Annotated in this window: 10 protein-coding genes; 3 read left to right on the forward strand and 7 right to left on the reverse strand. The window is 45.6% G+C overall.

Features of this window, described 5'->3' with window-relative positions; genetic code table 11:
* Nucleotides 1-7 precede the first annotated feature (7 nt).
* Nucleotides 8-1,267, reverse strand: a complete 1,260-nt coding sequence (locus HGH91_RS21300) for a hypothetical protein (RefSeq protein ID WP_168740826.1) — start codon at nucleotides 1,265-1,267, stop codon at nucleotides 8-10.
* Nucleotides 1,268-1,321: 54 nt separating this feature from the next.
* Nucleotides 1,322-2,755 carry a DUF4157 domain-containing protein gene (locus tag HGH91_RS21305; RefSeq protein ID WP_247651802.1) on the reverse strand — a complete coding sequence of 478 codons (1,434 nt, stop codon included), beginning with the start codon at nucleotides 2,753-2,755 and terminating at the stop codon, nucleotides 1,322-1,324.
* A 292-nt stretch (nucleotides 2,756-3,047) separates the two neighbouring features.
* On the opposite strand from HGH91_RS21305, the gene HGH91_RS21310 reads away from it, so the two are divergent.
* Nucleotides 3,048-4,055, forward strand: coding sequence for a YhcG family protein (locus HGH91_RS21310; RefSeq protein WP_168740827.1), 1,008 nt, complete (start codon nucleotides 3,048-3,050; stop codon nucleotides 4,053-4,055).
* A 79-nt stretch (nucleotides 4,056-4,134) separates the two neighbouring features.
* Here HGH91_RS21310 and HGH91_RS21315 read toward each other — a convergent pair whose 3' ends face one another.
* The 5 genes from HGH91_RS21315 to HGH91_RS21335 all read right to left on the reverse strand — a co-directional run bounded on the left by HGH91_RS21315 (nucleotide 4,135) and on the right by HGH91_RS21335 (nucleotide 12,570).
* Nucleotides 4,135-5,307: a TlpA disulfide reductase family protein gene (locus HGH91_RS21315; RefSeq protein ID WP_168740828.1), complete on the reverse strand. Its 1,173-nt coding sequence runs from the start codon at nucleotides 5,305-5,307 to the stop codon at nucleotides 4,135-4,137.
* A 74-nt stretch (nucleotides 5,308-5,381) separates the two neighbouring features.
* Nucleotides 5,382-6,836, reverse strand: coding sequence for a RagB/SusD family nutrient uptake outer membrane protein (locus HGH91_RS21320; protein ID WP_168740829.1), 1,455 nt, complete (start codon nucleotides 6,834-6,836; stop codon nucleotides 5,382-5,384).
* Between the two features lie 20 nt (nucleotides 6,837-6,856).
* Entirely contained in the window at nucleotides 6,857-10,435 is a 3,579-nt protein-coding gene (locus HGH91_RS21325) for a SusC/RagA family TonB-linked outer membrane protein (protein ID WP_168740830.1), read from the reverse strand.
* A 286-nt stretch (nucleotides 10,436-10,721) separates the two neighbouring features.
* Complete coding sequence (locus HGH91_RS21330; RefSeq protein ID WP_168740831.1) at nucleotides 10,722-11,912, reverse strand: FecR family protein; 1,191 nt, start codon at nucleotides 11,910-11,912, stop codon at nucleotides 10,722-10,724.
* Between the two features lie 64 nt (nucleotides 11,913-11,976).
* Nucleotides 11,977-12,570, reverse strand: coding sequence for an RNA polymerase sigma factor (locus tag HGH91_RS21335; protein ID WP_168740832.1), 594 nt, complete (start codon nucleotides 12,568-12,570; stop codon nucleotides 11,977-11,979).
* 995 nt (nucleotides 12,571-13,565) lie between these two features.
* On the opposite strand from HGH91_RS21335, the gene HGH91_RS31685 reads away from it, so the two are divergent.
* Together HGH91_RS31685 and HGH91_RS21345 are read left to right on the forward strand one after the other, a co-directional pair.
* Nucleotides 13,566-14,273, forward strand: coding sequence for a S41 family peptidase (locus HGH91_RS31685; RefSeq protein ID WP_410493811.1), 708 nt, complete (start codon nucleotides 13,566-13,568; stop codon nucleotides 14,271-14,273).
* A 120-nt stretch (nucleotides 14,274-14,393) separates the two neighbouring features.
* On the forward strand, nucleotides 14,394-14,849 hold the full coding sequence (locus HGH91_RS21345) for a MarR family winged helix-turn-helix transcriptional regulator (RefSeq protein ID WP_168740834.1): 456 nt from the start codon (nucleotides 14,394-14,396) through the stop codon (nucleotides 14,847-14,849).
* Nucleotide 14,850: the final 1 nt, after the last annotated feature.

Consider the following 14,850-nt stretch of genomic DNA (forward strand, 5'->3'; position numbering starts at 1 on the left):
TGCTTTTTCATTTTGATTTGGACAGCATAAATTTCTGTACATCTTCATCGTAACTATCACGTGGTTCGGAATGATACTTTGCCGGATCTTCTGCTGCTCGCATCTCCATCTCCGCAAAGTGAACATATCCTACCTTCCACACAGCAGGTTTATTAAATTCAGCCTGGGCTGCAGTATGGAATTCGGCTGATCGGTTCATTGATGTTGCGGAAACTAACATACCTGGATCGAGCGCGCGGAACCACTGATCCAGTTCTTGCGGAGGAACTTCACCGGTGAGCAGGAAATTTGCACGCCCCGCCAGGTCTCCTACCCGGGTATGCATATTGTCATCATATTGCGTTAATAATGCAGTCAATTCCTTGAATTGACTGGCGCTTGGGCGGGCCGAGCCCTCCAATCTCTGCTGAAGGTTACCTAAGGCATATCCAGCCAGGTAGGCCCATTTTTTAATGTCATCGCGTATTTTTTTAAAGCTTCCATCCTCCAGGCCAATGTCTTCATTGATTAAAATATACTGAACATCCCCAATGTTTTCTAAAGTCTCTTGTATTTGTATAATTACCTCTGCATCACCGGCAATATCATCCGGGCTATAACTTTTTTTGATTTGTTCGCTAAGAAAGTTTATCAGTTCGTATACTTTAGCAGCCGCAAAAACAACCCTCTTGACAGGATTATCAGCCGGTTTCACTTCCTCTGTCTTTGGATCTTTGTAATGAAATTGATATTCTTCAAAGTATTCCTCTCTGGGCAAACCTAATGATGCGTTGTAATCCTTTTCTTGCTCCCGGATGGGATCAGAGTGTTTATGGTCCTCCTCCACCACATTTAATTTATCACTAGCCAGTTTAAAGCTAATCACATCCTTTTGTGTACCATCCACGCGCTTCAACTGGGAAGTGGATCGATTAACTCCTTTGGTACCATGCCCATTTGAAATATTTTTCATTTCAAGGGCTTTTGTTCCCATCTCATCAGCTTCTTTTTCTAATCCAGCATCATCATTTACATTCACTCCTCGTTTCATCTGGATGGCTTTCCGTGCTTCATGTGCAGGATGATTATAAGCCATTGATTGCAATTGAGCAGCCTGCTTAATCCTTGGGCTATTGTTCGCTATGTGCTGTAGCTTTCTTTGAGCAATGGCTATAGGCCTGTTGTCCACGGACTTAAAGGCATCCCCAACCTTAGGTTGCTTTGGAGCAAACTCCTTTGCCGCCGGTTGGCTTTTACTTCCTTGTATTTTGTCAGCATGCATATTCATATTACCACAGGCCTATTTGACAGTAAAAAATGCTAAAAGTAGCGGGGTTATTAATTACTTTTCTCTCAATACCTTGATCCAGGTTTCAGCAGTCAAACCTTCTTCTTGTAATTCAGGTTCATACTCCTCCAGTTCTTCCGGTGTAATATGTAAATTATGCACCTGCTCCAGGAAGGCTATTTTCATTTTTTTACCACCTTCCCCTTCATTTATTGCTTCCATTGCTTTCAGGAGTGTTACAATCAGAGAAAACCTGGATGTCTTTTCTGCATGTTCGGCGTCCTCGCCGCCCATCATCAATGTGGTATGTTCAGCCAATTCCTGGTCTACATTTCCTTTTTCCTGTGGATCTTTTTCCTTTGCACGGGTCTTGATTAAAACATACATTTGGAGTGCTGGTTGAATATGTAACTCCCACTCGTGCGCAAAAGTGGTCATCATCGCTTCAAAACTTTTTGTCACGCCTTCAACCGGGTTTTGATAAATATTGACAACGATGTCCATCCCAGTTAAATTTTTGTAGTCTTTACTATCCATGGCAGCTTTTAAAAGTGTACCAGGATCGCTTCCCGGCCCCATGTAATAAGTATTACGTCCGCATTTCATAAAGGCTTGCGTCAAGCCATTACTTCCTTTTTCTTTTTCATTTTTAGCTACTCCTGTTTTTAAACTAACGGTTAGGTTAATTTCCGGATTAGTAACCACCATTTTAAAATAAGGGCTTCTCAAAGAGAAATTATCAATCAAATACGGCAGATGCTCAGCTCCCCCACCAGAAAAATGAATTTGACGTTGAATCGTTTTGTTATTCACGGATCTATTAACTACCTCAACATTCTTATTTCCATTCATTTGTTGGAGCACTTTTCCTCCCATCTCATCGGCTTCCTTTTCTAGTCCAGCATCATCATTCACATTAACCCCTTCTTTCATCTGGATGGTAGGCTTCACTCTACCTTGCTTCTGCTGCACAACATGCCATGATTCATGAGGCAGATGCTTTTCCTGCCCGGGTGCTAAATGAATATCCGTACCTTGAGCATAGGCAAGCGCTTGCAGCTGGGCAGGTTTTTCAGAGTTGTAATGGACTTTAACATCATCCATGGAATAACCAGATAAACGCTCAATACCAGACTTTAAGTTATCATGCAACCCGGTATTATTTTCTTTCTTCTGAATGGGAGGCTGTTGCGCCATTGACTGCATTGGAGCCGTTTGCCGGGACCTTGGGCTGTTATTGGCCATTTCCTGAAAGGCTATTAGCTGCGCAACACGAGGGCTATCATTTGCCATTCCCTGATAAGCTTTCGAACCCTCTATACGCGAGCTGCTATTTATAACGTGCTGTATTTTTTTCTGCACCATAACATTGGGGCTGTTATTAACAAATTCAAAAGCTGAAATATTGTAACTTTGCTTTTGAACAGCCGTGTTAGGGGATGCCTGGGTTTTGTTTAGTTGGGTTTTATCGACGTGTGTGTTCATCATGAAATGATAATTAAACAACTATGTACGGATAGTAAATTGTACTTACGTTCGTCATAGTAAATATAAGAAATTCAGACAGTTTTTGAAAGCTTTTTAATAGGTTCCCGGAGCTAATATTGGCTCCTCACATAATACAACAGCGATAGAAGTTCAGTGAGAACTTGTATCGCTGTTTTGTTTTTAGTGGGTTAACTCCCGGCGAAACCGGGCAACTGCGAACAAGACCCGGATAATATTTTAGTAAAAAAGAGATTTTGTTAATCATATCAATGCAAATTGTAAAACCATCATTATGTTAATCAACCAGTCTTTTATTACAGACATCAAATCAATCATTTCAGATGCAAGGGAAAAGGCCATTCGTGCGGTAGACCATCAGCGGACGCTGATGTACTGGCATATTGGTAAACGTATTTTTGAAGAAGAGCAAGCCGGGAAAGACCGGGCAGATTATGGTACCTACCTGATAAAGTATCTTTCTGAGAAAATTCAACCGGAATTTGGCAGCGGTTTTTCGGTCAGGCAACTGGAGCGGTATCGCAAGTTTTATCGCCTGTTCCCAATTGCGTCCGCAGTGCGGTCGCAATTGAGCTGGACCCAGTACAAACTATTATTAAGCGTTGGTAATGAGGACGCTAGAACATTTTATATTGCTGAAACGATCAAGAACAACTGGACTTCGCGACAATTAGAAAGGCAGGTTTACACCAGTTTATATGAGCGACTTTTACTGAGCAATGACAAAGAAAGTGTCCTTGCGGTGGCCAAAAAGGAAAAACTCCCTTCCGATGCCAAAGAAATCATTAAAGACCCTATGTTATTGGAATTCCTGGGCATGAAACGTGAAGCGTCGTATTATGAGAAAGACCTGGAAAGTGCCATTATTACTCACCTACAGGATTTCTTATTGGAATTAGGCAACGGCTTTTCATTTGTGGCAAGGCAAAAACGAATCCATCTTGATGGAGATGAGTTCTATGTAGATTTGGTATGCTATAACCGGTTACTGCAATGTTTTGTAATCATTGAATTAAAAACCAAGGGGCTTAGCCCCCAAGACATCGGACAACTACAGATGTATGTAAATTATTACGACCGGATAGAGAAACTGCCGCACGAAAACGCCACCATAGGTATTTTACTTTGCGTGGATAAAAACGACGCTGTGGTAAAATTTACATTACCGGAAGGACAGAAGCAAATCATTGCCAGTCAATATGAGCTATATCTTCCAACTGAAAAGCAATTGCTGGAGGAGGTAAATAAAGAACTGGTGAATTTCGGGGAGAAAGGAGAATAACGACGGTTTGGTCGCATACAGCTGTTAAAGCAGTCCCTGTAAACACGCAATAGCTATATTTACAGGGACTTATGCTTTCCTACCTAAAAACTTGTTCCAGCTGTGCTGTCAGCTCATTGCTTCCGTCTCCGTTACCGGTATAACGTCCCACGATATTCCCATCTTTATCCAAAAGAATCTTTGTAGGAAATGCATTTACCCTGAAGGCAGTTACTGCATCAAATTGCGTTTGTTGTTCGTTGTTCAGCAACTGGTACCAGGGAAGCTGATCCTGGGCAATAGCCTGCAACCATGTCTTGCGCTGCTGTGCAATGTCTTTGCCTGTTTCATTGGCTACACCTATAATGACCAGTCCTTTCGAATGGTATTTTTCATACAGTTCTTTCAGGTGTGGATGACTGGCCCTGCAGGGGTGGCACCAGCTTCCCCAGAAATCGATCAGCAAATATTTGCCCTGCCAGGCGCCAGGGGTTATCGTTTCGCCATTAGGTTGTTTTTTGCTTGCAGCAAGCATTTTTACCAGGCGGAAATTTTCCCCAATGGCTTCATTTCTCCACTGACGGTACAAAGCACGGCCTTTCGGGACAGTAACGCAAAGCCGGTCAATGTCCGATCGCAACAGGGTATCCTGTTCAACCCCAGCCAGTTCTAAGTTGGTGAGTACTTTCAAGGCCTCTTTTTTATTGCCCGTTGCTTCCAGCGCACAGGCATAGGTATAGGTAAGATTATCCGTTCTGAAGTCATAATGGCCACGGGTAATGTTGATGACAATCTTGTCTTCCGCATCTATGGGAAAGAACTTGCCGGATACAGCATACAACGGGCGCAGGCAGGCTACCACTTTATCGGGCTGCCTGTTGGCGTAAAGCGCCTTGCCCAATACAGATAACAGCTTACCGTATATAGTCAGTACCTGTTTATCGTTTTTATTTTTCAAAAACAGCCGCGAGATACTGTCTGCTTCCGGCTGGAGCAATTTTATAGCATAAGCGGGATTACCTTGCTGGTGCAGGATACCGGCGATATTTTCTGCCACATACAAATGGCCGTCTGGGCTGGTAATCCCGGAAAGCCAGTGGATCGATTTGTCCAGATTTCCGGCCGCAGCATATTCCCTCGCAATATCGCCCTGTAGTATTTCAGTATTGCCGTGAGCAGGGTATTGTTTTATCTGCTCCAGGATCACGATCTTTTTGTCTGGGTTACGTTCGGAAAAAAAGGCTTTGTTAAGCGCCTGTAGGCTAGTATCCATTTGAGCATGGACATTAGTTGCGTAAATAGTAAATAAACAGGCTGTCAGAAATATTTTCTTCATATTGCGTTGATTTATGGGTTATTAATCATGCCGGGGTTCTGGTTTATGACCACCTGTGGCAATCTTAAAGTGAGGCGTTCTGGTTTCAGGATATAACTAGCCACTACTTTCCCGGTGGCATCGTAATAATAGTGGCGGTAGGTGGCCTGGCTGAAGAGGGGATCCGTGGAGAGCCGGCGCATATCGAACCAGCGCTGCCCTTGCAGGGCAAATTCCCGGATACGTTCTTCGATTACAAACTGAATCATAGCAGCCTGGCCCATGCCGGGTGGAAGGGAGGCCTCCGCGGCGCTCATTCTTTTCGTACGCAACATTTCCACATCACTTTCCGCGCCAGGAAGGTCGTTGAGCCTTGCCCTGCATTCGGCGCGAAGCAAGTATAAATCAGGCAGCGTGATGCCGTTATAGCAGGCTATCATACCAAACTTACGTCTGCTTCCGGCAACCGGATACGGAGTGCCGGGAGAAGAAAATGCGGAAAGAAATTTCAGGCGTTGATCAGAGGAAGAATAGCGTTGCACTGTTTCAGGAGTGAGCGCAAACTCCGCACTGCTAAAGGTCCAATAGTTGATAAACTGCCGTGCAAACAGGCTTTCCGTGTTGTTTGATATACTGGGAATACCAAAGGAGAAAGGTGGGAAGGCCATATTATATCCCCATGGACCGCCATCTGCCATGGTAACATTCAGATCGTATAACGCCATATTGCTGGCATTAGTACCGGCGCTTGTAAGCGAAATATTATTCACTGCTGCATCCAACAAAGGAAGTGCCGCTTCAGGATTACCCATGAAAAGATACACTTTGCCAAGCAATGCCTGTGCTGCAGCCTGTCCCATGCGTATCCTGGAGGTGATTTTCACCGGTAGCAGCGGGATAGCATCACTGAGATCTTTGATGATAAAATTATACACGTCCTGTACATTAGCCCGGGTAAAATTGTGCTGCGTAACATCGGAAGTTGTTACTATCGGGAGACCGGGATCATTGGCTGCGGTAGCTTTCTGGTAGGGCTTACCGTAGAAATTGATCAATTGGAAATAACTCCATGCCCGCATCGCTTTAGCTTCTGCAATCAGCGATTGTTGTTGCTGTACTGTGCCATCCGCGGCGCTTCCTGCTTCGTTGATAATTTTGTTGTAAATGTAAATATCTGAGAAGTCCATTTCCGGGGCCTGTTCATTATCATTATAAATCACATCTTCCCAGCGGAAAAGTCTTTGTGCACGAAGGGTAGTGCCTGTAAACATATTATCTACCGCCAATATCTCATCTCCCATGGGTACTGTTACTTCATTGTTTCGCGTGAGTAGCGAAACATTGTTCAACAACAGGTCGTAGTCGTTAATACTGGAGGCGATCAGTTTACCCTTTGGGCGTATATCCAGGAAATCCTTATTACAGGCGCATTGCAGCAGTATCGGCAGCATGGCTATGCGGATCGTATTCTTAAAAGTAACTTTCATAATTGCATCTTTTTAACTACTCAGAACTTTACATGAGCACCTATGGAAAAACTATGCTGATTCACCGGAATGCTCCTGGTTCCCAGTATTACATCCTGAAATTCGGGATCAATACCATAGTGATTTGCTTTCCAGAGCATTACATTGGAGATGCCTGCTCTCAATGTAATATCAGAGGTATTGATCCGGGAAACCAGTGAGGCTGGCAGACTATAGGAGAGGTTAATATCCCTAATCTTGATATAATCTCCTTTGAAGAAATTGATATCTCCGTAGGTATAGTAATCAAGATTGCGCCGCCCATTACTGATAGCGTTGCTGCTCACATAGGAAGGAATATTGGTAAAAGCTTCGTCACCTGGCTTTTTCCAGCGGTTATCGAAGTCGGTGTAGATGTTGCCCTGGAACATGCCGGGATTCGGAATCATTCTTCCGCCAAGCGGCCCCGTAAGTTGCCCTATACCGGGTACGTCTCGCCGCAACACGGCGCCAAAGTTATAAACCATGTTGACGGAGAGCCAATAATTGCGATACCGGAAGCTATTCATAAATCCACCGGTTACGGTAGGCTGGTAGGAACCCATATACCGCATGTCTTTAACCATCGCTGCATCACGTGTTTTAGTAACCCGTTTATCATCCAGGTAGATCTGCGGATCACCGAGGTTGTCTAGTCCGGCAAATTGATAAGCAAATTGTGCAAAAGCTGGATATCCTTCCACAAATTTGGTGTCTTTCAGCATGGAACCAGTAGTGATCGGGTATTGGAGGTTTAGCCTGGTAATGCGGTTATGGTTCCATGCACCGGTTAATATAGTACTCCAGCTAAAATCCCTGTATTCCAGGTTAACGGTTGTTAAAGTGAGTTCTATTCCTTTATTTTTGATATCGCCCATGTTACCGATGATGCTGGAAGCTCCCGAAAAAATATTTACCGGCATGTTTCCTATCAGGTTGCTGGTGTTCCGGAAATAAACATCTATACTACCGTTGATACGGTTTTTGAGAAAGGCGTAATCCACTCCGAAGTTGATAGTTTTAGTGCTTTCCCAGCTGAGTTTCCGGTTGGCGTAAGAAGACAGGTAAAGTCCTGTTCCCCCGGGATAGGCGGTGCTGGTAGTGGCGCCCAGGATGTCAAAGGAAGCGGCAGTACCGGGAAGCGGCTGATTACCTGTGAGTCCATAAGTAGCACGGATAGCGAGGCGATCGAGCCAGGTAAACTGTTCAGCGAAGGATTCGCGATGCAGTAACCAGGCTACTCCAGCGCTCCAGATCGGTTTATTCTGAACAGATTTATCGTTTCCGAACAGGTTGGATTGGTCGTTCCGGAGACTGGCATTAACCGTGTATTTCCGGTTGTAGGTATAGGCGGCATTGCCGTACCAGGAAGTGGTACGTGTTTCAGCTTCATTTTCACTGTAACCATCGTAACCCAGCACGCTTCTGCCGAAACTGTTAGGCATGATCGTATTATAGAGGCCATTCCCCAGTAAAACATAATCCACTGGCAATGCGGTAAGCATATCGGGGTTATAGCCCCTGACGGTAGTGGCAGCGATGTTGAACCGGTTAGCACTGGCTTCTTGCCCTCCCAGCATAACCAGCTGATGGCGTTGATCTGCAGACGCCATGTCATATACAAGCTGATTGCGGACGGTCCAGTTTTGCTGGTTGGAATTACTGGTCGTGAGCCTGCCGCCTTTGCCGGGCAGGTAGTATACAGGCGAGCCTCCCGGTATAGGGGATGCGGCAGTGAACTGCACCAATTCATTCCGAACATCAAATGATGATTGATCGGCGAACGTAGTGTTTTTTCCTGCACCGCGGGTAAAGCCATAAATGCCTTCAAACCGTAGCCCTTTCACCAATTTAATGGTGATCCCTGATGTTAGCATGGCGGTGAAGTTATTTTGCCGTGTATAGCCGGCATTCCAGTCGTTCAGCGGATTATAATCCAGGTTTACACCGCTGAGGGCCTGGTAACGATTGGTGAGTGAATCGGTGCGGTATAACCAGGAAGCGGAGAGATTATTTCCCCTGGCATCCCGGAATAACTGGAAGGGAACAAACTGGTTGGTTACGTTCAGCGATCGTTTACCGGATGAAATGTTGTTGATAAGGTTGGTGATGAGAAAGGCCGTGATCCGCTTGTTGAAGGTAAAATCCTGTCGCACGTTTACTTTATACGTATTGTTCATATCCGGCGTACTGGCCTGGTTCCCTGTATACGCAAGCGAGCCGTAGAAGGCGTAGTTATTGGTACCTCCTCTTAGTGACAATGTATGACTGGAGAGCCAGGCATTCCGGTACAGGAGGTCTTTTATTTGCCCACGGTTATCGTTAGCAGCCAGGCTGTCTAGCTGTGCATTGGCCACACTCGCGGGTATCAGGCCCCGGTACTGATCGTACAATATTTTCTCCACAGGAGTAATTACTGCATTTCCATTTACTGGCGAAGATTGTGTACCATATGGGTTGCTAACAGGGTCAAAGATCTCCCGGATGGTGGCCACATATTGTTTGCTGTGCATGTATGGTATGTAATCCAGGTCAGGTTTCCCACGAAAACTGATAAAGCCATCGTACTCCATTTTCAGAGTTTCATGGCGATTACCTTTTTTAGTAGTGATCACTATCACACCGTTGGAAGCTTTGCTTCCCCATATAGAGGCGGCGGTGGCGTCTTTTAGCACTACTATATCCTGAACATCATTGGGGTTAACCGTAGAAAGATCTGTGATCGCAATACCATCCAGGACATATAACGGAGCTTTTCCCGCATTGATGGATGATAAGCCCCGGATGAGGATATTATTCCCGGAGGCAGGTCCGGATGTACTAAAGCCCGTGGGAGCATTGTTAAGTACCAGCCCCGGAATGAGCCCATCTAACCGTTGTACAATATCCATGCTGGTACTCCGGTTAGCTACTATATTCATATCTGCCCTGGCGAAACTGCCGGCACTCCGGTCTTTCGACAAGGTTTGGTAGCCGGTATTATATACTGTAATGCTTTGCAATGAACTGACAGCCGTGGAAAGCACCAATGAATCTACTACTAACGATTGGCTGGCATTTACAGCAATATATCTGCTGACAGGCAGGTAGCCCACATAAGAGATATCCAGCTGGTAGTAGCCGGGCGCAATACCGGAGAAGTTGAAGTCGCCGGTGGCATTGGTGGTGGTACCCTTGTTGCCAGGTTTCAGTCGCACCGACGCGCCGGCAACGGGCGCTCCGCTCTTATCTTTCACTTTCCCGCTTACAACTTGCAGCTGTTGAACGGGAATTGCGTCTGACCTTATCACCTGTTGCCTGATGAAAATGGTTTTTTCCTCGATGGAATATGCCAGCTGTCTGTCTTTCAGTAATACCTGAAGGAACAAGGGCAACGACATATTATGAGCATCGATGGTTACATTCCCTGCATTTTTTAATATTTCCGGCTCATAAAAAACGACATATCCTGTTTGTTTTTTTATAATGGAGAAAGCATCTTTTAAAGAGATGTTTTCAACAGAACAGGTGACAGTTTGCGACCATCCGCGTGCGCAGATGTGCAGGGAAAAAAAGAGCATAATAATGGCGGTTAATTTCATAACACGCAGTGTTTTGGTTGAGAACCGGCTCCTTACAAGTATATGCCTGATGTTCCGGATCAATATCCGGGCAAATGGCATGGGAATAGCGGACCGGTTACAAAGTGCCTCAAATTGCATACTTTCGTAACGGTTTGGTTGGTAAAAAGAATTGTCGTGCAAAGACTTTACATTTGATCCAACCGGATTACAATCGGGAGTGTGAGCGCACTCCCGGTTTTTTATTCCGGGTCGACCTGCATTCACTTCTAGGTGTTGTCCATTGTCTGTGGTAGCTTTTAGTTAGTTAAGGTAATATAACTACGGTGGTGTTATCGATCCGGTAATGCACTCCCATGGTAGACAATCCTTTTAATACCTGGGATAAATTGAGATCACGCTGCAGCTCTCCCGAGAAGGTTTTGTGGAGAGGAGCGCCTTTTTCGTATACGATATTCACATTGTACCACCTGGATAATTCCTGCATGACGGCACGCATATTCGTTTGTTCGAACCGGAATACGCCGTTCCTCCATGCCATTGCCTGATCGATATCTGCATTGGGAATAAAGTTGATGAAGCCACCGCTGGCGGGGATCTGTGCCTGCTGGCCGGGAGCCAGGCGTTGTTGGTGTTGTCCGGACATTACATTGACAGCGCCTTCCAAAAGGGTGGCCCGTATAGCTTCTTCTTCTCCATAAGCCTTTATATTAAACCGGGTACCTAATACCTGTACCAAGGTGTGTTTATTGACACTAACCTTGAAAGGCCTGCTGGCATCCGGGGCAATTTCAAAATAAGCTTCTCCCTGTAATTCCACCTCCCTGGAAGCATTGCCGAAGCGGGAGGGATAGCGAAGGGAGGAGGCTGTATTGAGCCAAACGGCAGACCCATCTTCCAGCACGAGATGGTATAACCTTCCCCTTGGAGTGGTCAGTGTATTGAAAGTGATCGCTGATGATTGGGCAGTGCTTTCATTGTAAACGAGTCCGCCATTTCCGGCATGTAGTACGTTCCCATTTCCGTCTTTTATGATGCTGTCCCGGAGCTGATCGAGTGCTATGGTGCTACCGTCGCCAAGCGTCAGGATAGCGCCTTCAGAGGCAGGTAATACTTCCTGCTGTGTTTTCGCCATTTGGTGCCTGTTGGAAGTACGGGACCAATTCCGCCACAGCAAGGATAATCCCATGATCAGCAGCACGCAAGCCGCCGCCCGGATCCATCCAGGCAAACGGATAATCAACGATTTTATCGGGTTAGCGCGAGGAGGGACAACACTCAGCCTCGATTGCAGTTCACTGAACAAAACATTAATATCAGTATCTTCTGCTATCGTTTCGCTATGTATGGCCATGAATTGCTGCATCAACCAGGCATCCACCTGTGCTGCATTTTCCGGATTCATCAGCAACTGCCTGAGCTGACTAATATCTTCCCGGGTCAGGGGCTGATCCTGCTGATAGCTTTTTAGTAAGTCCTTTAAAACGGTGTTCTCCATATTATGATACGCATAACAGGAATAAGACGAAGAAATAAACCAAAGGAGAGCATACCCGGCAAAATTATTTCAGGAAAATATAAGAAATCAGGTAAAGTCCCATATCATGGCCATGTTCGGCCATGTATTTACGAATGAACTGCAGGGCTCTTACCATATAATTTTTGGAAGTCATGCGGGTGATGTTCATCTTCTGCCCTATCTCTTCATGGGTAAGCCCCTCCACCCTACTCAGGTAATATACCTGGTAGAGTTGCGGCGGCAGCTGCCGGACAGCCTCCTGCACGGTATTTTCCAGCTCCTTATAGGCCGTCATTAAGTGAGGTGAGTAATTGGACTCATCAAAGTAAGTAACCAGGTATTCTTCGTTGGCAACGCTGAACACTTTTTTACGCAGGTGATCGAGAATCAGATTGCGGGAAACGGTATAGAGGAACGCTTTGAAGTTACGCACTTCCGGCAGGTGCTGTCGCATATCCCATAACCGGGCAAAAATATCCTGTGCGAGATCTTTCGCCTGATCAGGCGATTTGGTAAGCTTTAGTGAAAACAGGTAAATATCCCGCCAATAGTGGGTAAATATCACTTTAAAAGACGCATGGTCACCCGCAGCTACCTGTTCAAGTAAAGCATCCTCATTATTTAATCTATTTCCCAATTTGGAAAGTCTGTCTTTAGCCCCGGCAAATATAAGCAGTTTAGATGATCCCTGTGATTTATTCCCTGGAATCCCGGGCCCCTTGTTTTTTGGGCGCCAATAAAACATTAAACATTATTCAAATATAGGTAGACCAATATTTGATAAACGAAGGCGATGACTGCATGATAATATTACTATATCATTTGCAAAAAAAGAATGGCCTGAAACCCCATTGCACGCGAACACCTGGCGTTTAAGTTTACTTTCCCGGGATAAAAATTACAGAATTTATATATCTTATCAACACATCATTTATTTAGCTTTCCTACGTTATCATGTATATGAAGTCATTTTTCTTTTCTGTTGCTATTGCCCTGGTGAACATCATTAGCATTTCCTGTCCTGGTCAGAGTAAGCCGACCCTTTTTTCACCCGGCCAGCTAAAAGAAGATCTTAATTATCTCCGGCAGCTCATTACCACGGTACATGTGAATCCCAACAGCGAATTATCCCCGGCACAGTATGATCAGCTTTTTGACGACATAACTGCTTCCCTGCAGGATTCCACCAGCGCAACGGAATTCCTGAAAAAGGTCAGGCCAGCAATAGCCTACCTGTCAGATGAACATGCACAGATCAACCTGAAACCCGAATTACTGGACGCCAGGTATAGTAACGATTCTTTCTATCTTCCTTTTACATTGAAAAAGGAAGGCAATAACTATCGCATTGATCAATGCCTGGGCGCTGCGGCGGCCGGCTATAGCGGTCAGGCTATCAGCAGCATCAATGGTGTAACGGTAGATAAGTTGGTACAGGCATGTGCGTTATCCACCACCGGCTTTCCTTTTCAACGGACCGCTACTGCCTTGAGGCAATTTGGATATTTATATCCCTGGGCGAGCCCAACACTGAATAATAGCTTTATCATCCGGACAACCGCCCGCCAAACGATTGAGCTGCCAGGTATAGGCAGGAAAGACTGGGAAACATGGCTGGCGTCGCAGTTCGGCGTGAGTAGCTGCGCGGAGCGACTGTCCTATACCAGGTATGGGAATATTGGCTATATCAACGCCTGTTCATTTGATGTGAAGGCCACAGGAAAGTACTGCCTGGATTCTATTAAAGCGCAGGTAGATCATTTATTCAAAGAGGTACAAACCGACGGTGTTACGAAACTCGTGATTGATGTGAGCCACAATGAAGGTGGTAGCACGGCGGTGGGCGACTACCTGATCAGCTACGTATATCATCAACCCTATTTGGATTACCAGGTCAACTGGAAGAGAAGCGACGAATATTTAAAACTGCTGCGGTCCTGGGGATTCGACAATGCCACTTACGCCGAAGCGCCGGTAGGCAAAGTATTGCATTTCCCTTCGGAGGAGGTGGTTCCGGAGCAGGTGCCCTACCCCTTTAAGGGAAAAACGTTTGTGGTGATAGGTCCTCCTACTTTTTCCAGTGCGATGAACTTCGCTACGTTAATCAAAGATAACCATATGGCCACGTTGATCGGTCAAACACCTGTTAATGGGCATCCTACCGGCTTTGGCGAAATGTTTTATACCAACCTTCCTCATACACAGATCTTCGTGCGCTTTGGCGTAAAAGAGCATATACGGCCGGCGGGGAAGATGACAGACAACCTGTTGCGCCCGGATATTGTTTTAACCGATAAACAGATGAGCGATGTTAATAGGCTGCTCCAACAGGTAAAATAGTCCCTGTTTTCAACCCGACAACGTACCGTTGACCCTGTTATCATCTTTCTCCAAATTGTTTGGATATTGCGAATTTAATTTTATCTTAGCAACTAAGACATTTAGTTAATAAGATAAAAAATGAATACCGATTTAACCAGGCAGATAAGAAAGCTGAACCAGGCCCACGCTTACACCACCATCCACCTGCACGAGGCCGTGGGCCGCAAAGCAGGCCTACCCGGCACCGATCACAAATACCTGGGCTTTTTGCTACAGAAAGGCCCCATGACCGCGGGCGAGTTGTCGGCATTAAGCGGGCTCACCACCGGGGCAGTAACCGGTTTAATAGACCGGTTTGAGAAAAAGCACCTGGTGAAAAGACAGTTCGACAAAACCGACCGGCGGAAAGTGATCATAGCGCCCAACACCCAGAAAATAATGGCATTGCTGGAGCCGCTGTACAAAGAATACCGGCGCCAATCAGAACAGCTCATTGCTTCCTTCTCTGCCCAGGAACTTCACATCATAGAAATGTACCTGTCAAAATCCATTGACATCATGAACGAAACCATGCATACCCTCAACGATAAATAAT

This window comes from Chitinophaga eiseniae (genome assembly GCF_012641265.1).
GTDB lineage: Bacteria > Bacteroidota > Bacteroidia > Chitinophagales > Chitinophagaceae > Chitinophaga > Chitinophaga eiseniae_A.